The organism is Cupriavidus sp. SK-3 (assembly GCF_000611145.1).
Classification (GTDB): domain Bacteria; phylum Pseudomonadota; class Gammaproteobacteria; order Burkholderiales; family Burkholderiaceae; genus Cupriavidus.
The window spans coordinates 1-5,202 of the sequence record NZ_JFJV02000270.1 but is presented as its reverse complement, the minus strand read 5'-3'; the positions used below and the strand labels follow the sequence as shown (position 1 = coordinate 5,202).

Below are 5,202 nucleotides of genomic sequence, written 5' to 3'. Positions count from 1 at the left end.
CAGCAACACCCCAATCCCCCACCCCCCAATCAAGCGCCGTACAATCCACAGACGCCCGGCCGTCCCACGGCCCCCCCAAGCAGGAGACCTATGAATCAACCCGATCCGCCACACTTGCCCCGCCTGCCGGAAGCAAAGTGGTTCAGCATCGGCACGGCCGCCTATATCCTGACCGCCCTGGCGCTCTGGACAGTGATGCAGGCCAACCTGGTGGCGGCCCTGCTGGCCGGCCTGCTGCTGTACTCCCTGGTGGACGTGCTGGCCCCCAAGCTGGTGCGCCTGCACCAGCGTCACGACGCCCTGGCAGTGGCGATCCTGTCGGCGGTCACCTTGCTGGGACTGACGCTGGGAGGCTGGGCAGTCGTACGCTTCGTCAGCGGCGACGGCAACACCCTGGACACCCTGCTGATCCGCACCGCCGACATCATCGACAAGTCCCGGGCCCAGTTGCCGGTATGGGTCAGCGACGCGCTGCCGCGCGGGGTGGATGAACTGGCCAACACACTGATCGACTGGCTGCGCGAGCACGCGCAGATGGCCCAGAAGCTGGGCGCCGAAGTGCTGCGCACCCTGGCGCACATCCTGATCGGCTTCGTGATCGGCGCCATGGTCGCCCTGTACCGCGCCATCTCCAAGCCCAACCGCAGGCCGCTGGCCACGGCGCTGGTGGAACGCGCCCGCAACCTGCAACTGGCCTTCTCGCAGTTCATCTTCGCCCAGGTGCAGATCTCGCTGATCAACACCGTACTGACGGCGGTCTACCTGCTGGTGGTGTTGCCGCTGTTCGGCGTGCACCTGCCGCTGACCAAGACGCTGGTGGCGCTCACCTTCCTGGTCGGGCTGCTGCCGGTGCTGGGCAATTTGATATCGAACACCTTCATCGTGGTGGCCTCGCTGTCGATCTCGCTGCCGATGGCGATCGCTTCGCTGTTCTACCTGGTGGTGATCCACAAGTTCGAATACTTCCTGAACGCGCGCATCATCGGCGCGCGCATCAATGCCGCCGCCTGGGAACTGCTGACGGTGATGCTGCTGATGGAATCGCTGTACGGCATCCCCGGCGTGATTGCCGGGCCGATCTACTACGCCTACCTGAAGCGCGAGCTGTCCAACGCGGGACTGGTCTGAGCCGGCGGCCTGGCCGGCTCGCGCCGCGCCGCCGCCCCGATGTCCCGAAGACTTAGGGTAAATCGGGAGGGCCGCACGGCGCCGTCTCGCGTGCCGAAGATGCGCCGAATAGGGCGCAAGCCGCCAGGCTGCCAACCCTGGTTGGACCAATCCACCCTAGACCCCACCCTCTTCCACCCGGCTACGCACAAAATCGATATGCGTCTGCATGGCGGTGCGCGCCTCCTCGGGCCGGCGCGCGCAGATCGCCTCGCACAGTGTGCGGTGCTGCAGCAGCAATAGCGCCGAGGCGTCCTCGTCCTGCACGCGCAGGCCGGTGCCATTGATGGTGATGTGTTCGCGCAGCATGCCGATCACGCTGGTATGCAGGTGCAGGAACATGGTGTTGTGCGAAGCCTGGGCGATGGCCTCGTGCAGCCTGGCATCTGCCTCGGCCTCGGCGGCCTTGTCGTCCTGCTCGCGGGAGGTTTCCAGCGCGCGCAGCAGGCCGCGGATGCGCTTGAGATCGGCGGCATCGGCGCGCAGCGCGGCAAAATAGGCCGTGGCGCCCTCCAGCACGCGCCGGAACTCCAGGATATCGTCGCGCAGTACGGGGTGGTCGGCCACCAGCTGGCGCCACGGCGAGGCCATCCCGGTACGCAACTGGTCGGTGACGAACACGCCGGCGCCCTGCCGGCTCTGCAGCAGCCCGCGCGCGGCCAGGCGCTGGATCGCCTCGCGGATGGTGTTGCGGGCCACGCCGTACTGCGCCGCCAGCAGCCGCTCCGCGGGCAGACGCGCGCCAGCCGGCCAGGTGCCGTCCAGCATGGCCGTTTCCAGTTTCCGCATGACCTCTTCCACGCGCCCCCGCGCCTGCATGCCCGCCGCCATCCCCAGCTCCGAAATCGTCCTGCGCATCCGCCTGGTCCAACCAATTTGAACTGGCGCGCGTCTCGCGGAATTATGCGCCCAAACACCGGCCGGCCTGACAGCAAGGCAGCCGCCCCACGGAGCGAGACATGAAGCAAAGGCGCTATCCCCCTGCCCCGGCACAGGTCTACCTGTTCGCCACCTGCCTGGTTGACCTGTTCGTGCCCCAAGCCGGGCTGGATGCGGTGCGCCTGATGGAGCGCGAAGGGCTGACCGTGCACTTCCCGCGCGGCCAGAGCTGCTGCGGCCAGCCGGCATACAGCAGCGGCAACCCGGAGCAGGCGCGCACGGTAGCGCTGGCCCAGCTGGACCTCTTCGCCGAACCGTGGCCGGTCATCGTGCCCTCGGGCTCGTGCGCCGGGATGATGCGGCACCACTGGCCCCAGCTGTTCGAGCATGACCCGGTGGCGGGCCCCAAGGCGCGCGAACTGGCCGAGCGCGTGTTCGAACTCAGCGAATTCCTGCTGCACGTGCTGAAGGTACGCTTCGATGTCAGTGGCGTGGCCGGGCAACCGCCCGAGACCGTGGTGCTGCACACCTCCTGCGCCGCGCGTCGAGAAATGGGTACGCGCGAGCATGGCGTGGCCTTGGTCGACGCCCTGCCCGGCGTGACGCGCGCCGAGCACCAGCGCGAATCCGAATGCTGTGGCTTTGGCGGCACCTTCTCGCTCAAGCATCCCGATATCTCCGGCGCCATGGTGCAGGACAAGATCGCCTCGGCCTGCGCCACCGGCTGCGACCGGCTGGTTTCCGCCGACTGCGGCTGCCTGCTAAATATCGGGCATGCGGCCCGGCACCAGGGCGCGGCGCTCCCGGTGGAACATCTCGCTACCTTCCTGTGGCGGCGTACCGGGGGCCAAGCATGAACCCACTGAATGCCCGTGAGCGCATGCTGGGCAGGCTGCGCGCGGCAGCGCCGGCCGCCACGAGCGATGCCAGCATGCTGGACGCGCGCATCGACGCGCACTATCAGGCGCGCCGCGAGGCGGCATCCGCCATGCCTGCCACCCCGATCGAACTGGCGCAAGCCATGCAGGCCGCGCTGGGCGCTTCGCACGCGCAAGCCTGGTGCGCGAGTGCCGACGCGTGGCCCGCGCAACTGGCGGACAAGCTCGCCGCCGCCGGCGTGCGGCGCCTGCTGCTGGACCCTGCCGGCGCGGAAGGCGCAGCGCTTGTGCGTGCCCTGCACGCCCCGGTGGCGGCCATCGCCTACGACCGCCCCATCGAAGCCTGGAAATCCGAGCTCTTCGACACCGTGGACGCGGGCTTTACCGTCGCGCGTTCCGGCATTGCCGGCACCGGCACGCTGATCCTGGCGCCCGACGCGCAAACGCCGCGCACCGTCTCGCTGGTGCCGCCGCTGCATATCGCGCTGGTCTACGCCGACACCCTGCATCCCGACCTGCATGCCGCCGCGCGTGCCGAACGCTGGAGCACCGGGATGCCGACCAACCTGGTGCTGGTGTCGGGACCGTCCAAAACCTCCGACATCCAGCAGACGCTGGCCTACGGCGCGCATGGTCCGCGCGAACTGTGGGTGATCATCGTCACTCGCAGCGATGCAACGGGAGCCGCCCAATGAGTACGCCGAACACCTCCGGCACCGCAGGCGCCGCGCCCCTGCATTTCGTCCCCGCCGCCGACTTCAAGGCGCGCTCGCGCGCCGCGCTGGATGACCCCAAGCTGCGTAGCAGCTTCCGTGGCGCCATGGATTTCCTGCAGGCCAAGCGCTCGGTGCAGTTCCCCGACGGCGACGAACTCGAACAGTTGCGCGACCTGGGCGAAGCGGTGCGCCAGCACGCCCTGTCGCGCCTGCCCGACCTGCTGGTACAGCTCGAAGACAAGCTCACGGCAGCCGGCGTGCAGGTGCACTGGGCCGAGACCGCGGATGAAGCCAACGCCATCGTGCACCGCATCGCGCAGGCACGCCAGGCGCGGCGGGTGATCAAGGGCAAGTCGATGGCCAGCGAGGAAATCGAGCTGAACCATTACCTGGCCGAGCGCGGCATCGACTGCATCGAGTCCGACATGGGCGAGTACATCGTGCAGCTCGCCGGCGAGAAGCCGTCGCACATCGTGATGCCCGCCATCCACAAGACGCGCGGCGACATCGCCGAACTGTTCGAGCGGCACATCCCCGGCACGCCTTACACCGAGGACGTGGACGAGCTGATCCAGACCGGCCGGCGCGCGCTGCGGCAGGAATTTGTCAACGCCGATATCGGCCTGTCCGGCGTAAACTTCGCCGCGGCCGACACCGGCACGCTGTGGCTGGTGGAGAACGAAGGCAATGGCCGCCTCTCCACCACCGTGCCCGACGTGCATATCGCCATCATGGGCATGGAGAAGGTGGTGGCCCGCCTGGAGCACATCGTACCGCTGGCCAGCCTGCTGACGCGCTCGGCCACCGGCCAGGCCATCACCACCTACTTCAACCTGATCTCCGGCCCGCGCCGCGCCGGCGAGCGCGACGGCCCGCGCGAGGTACACCTGGTGCTGCTCGACAATGGCCGCAGCCAGGCCTACGCCGACGAGCAACTGCGCGCCACGCTGCAATGCATCCGCTGCGGCGCGTGCATGAACCACTGCCCGGTGTACACGCGCATTGGCGGCCATGCCTACGGCACCACCTACCCCGGCCCGATCGGCAAGATCATCTCGCCGCACCTGCTCGGGCTCGACGCCACCGCCGACCTCGCCACCGCCTCCAGCCTGTGCGGCGCCTGCGGCGAAGTGTGCCCGGTGCGCATCCCCATCCCGCAATTACTGGTCCGCCTGCGCACCGAAGCCAACCGCGATCCGGACGAACAGGTAGCGCATCCGCTGCGTGGCCAGGGCGCGAAATTCAGCCGCAGCGAACACCTGGTCTGGCGCTTCTGGAGCGGAGCCTTTGCACACCCCTTCACCTACCGGCTGTTCCGCTGGGCCGCAACACGGCTGCGTGCCTTGACACCTTCGCGCCAGCTTGGCTGGACACGGCACCGCGCGCCGCTTACCCCTGCGCCGCGCAGTCTGTCGGACTTGCTGCGCGAGCGTGGGCAGGCAGAGTAGGCCGGCACCAGGAACAGACACAACAAAAGCGCAGACGTACAGGCCCGCCAGCAAGCCCCACCCCAGCGCGATGCGAAGCGAGTCCCCAAGCGATGCGAAGCGAGCCGTCAAGGT

The 5,202-nt window shown here is 68.5% G+C and carries 5 protein-coding genes; 4 read left to right on the top strand and 1 reads right to left on the bottom strand.

The window, feature by feature from the left end; all coding sequences use genetic code 11:
* Positions 1–90 precede the first annotated feature (90 nt).
* The gene (locus CF70_RS29650) at positions 91–1,128 is read left to right on the top strand and encodes an AI-2E family transporter (protein WP_035873980.1); all 1,038 of its coding nucleotides are present in this window, start codon (positions 91–93) and stop codon (positions 1,126–1,128) included.
* A 156-nt stretch (positions 1,129–1,284) separates the two neighbouring features.
* Here CF70_RS29650 and CF70_RS29645 read toward each other — a convergent pair whose 3' ends face one another.
* Positions 1,285–1,998: a FadR/GntR family transcriptional regulator gene (locus CF70_RS29645; protein WP_035873976.1), complete on the bottom strand. Its 714-nt coding sequence runs from the start codon at positions 1,996–1,998 to the stop codon at positions 1,285–1,287.
* Between the two features lie 128 nt (positions 1,999–2,126).
* Between CF70_RS29645 and CF70_RS29640 the strand changes: the two genes are divergently transcribed.
* The 3 genes from CF70_RS29640 to CF70_RS29630 are packed head-to-tail and all read left to right on the top strand — an operon-like array spanning position 2,127 to position 5,088.
* On the top strand, positions 2,127–2,903 hold the full coding sequence (locus CF70_RS29640; protein ID WP_035873966.1) for a (Fe-S)-binding protein: 777 nt from the start codon (positions 2,127–2,129) through the stop codon (positions 2,901–2,903).
* Entirely contained in the window at positions 2,900–3,619 is a 720-nt protein-coding gene (locus tag CF70_RS29635) for a LutC/YkgG family protein (RefSeq protein WP_035873961.1), read from the top strand. Before CF70_RS29640 ends, CF70_RS29635 begins: the two co-directional genes overlap by 4 nt.
* Positions 3,616–5,088 (top strand): LutB/LldF family L-lactate oxidation iron-sulfur protein, encoded by a 1,473-nt coding sequence (locus CF70_RS29630; RefSeq protein ID WP_051649221.1) that lies wholly within the window; start codon positions 3,616–3,618, stop codon positions 5,086–5,088. The genes CF70_RS29635 and CF70_RS29630 overlap by 4 nt, the downstream gene beginning before the upstream one ends.
* Positions 5,089–5,202 lie beyond the last annotated feature (114 nt).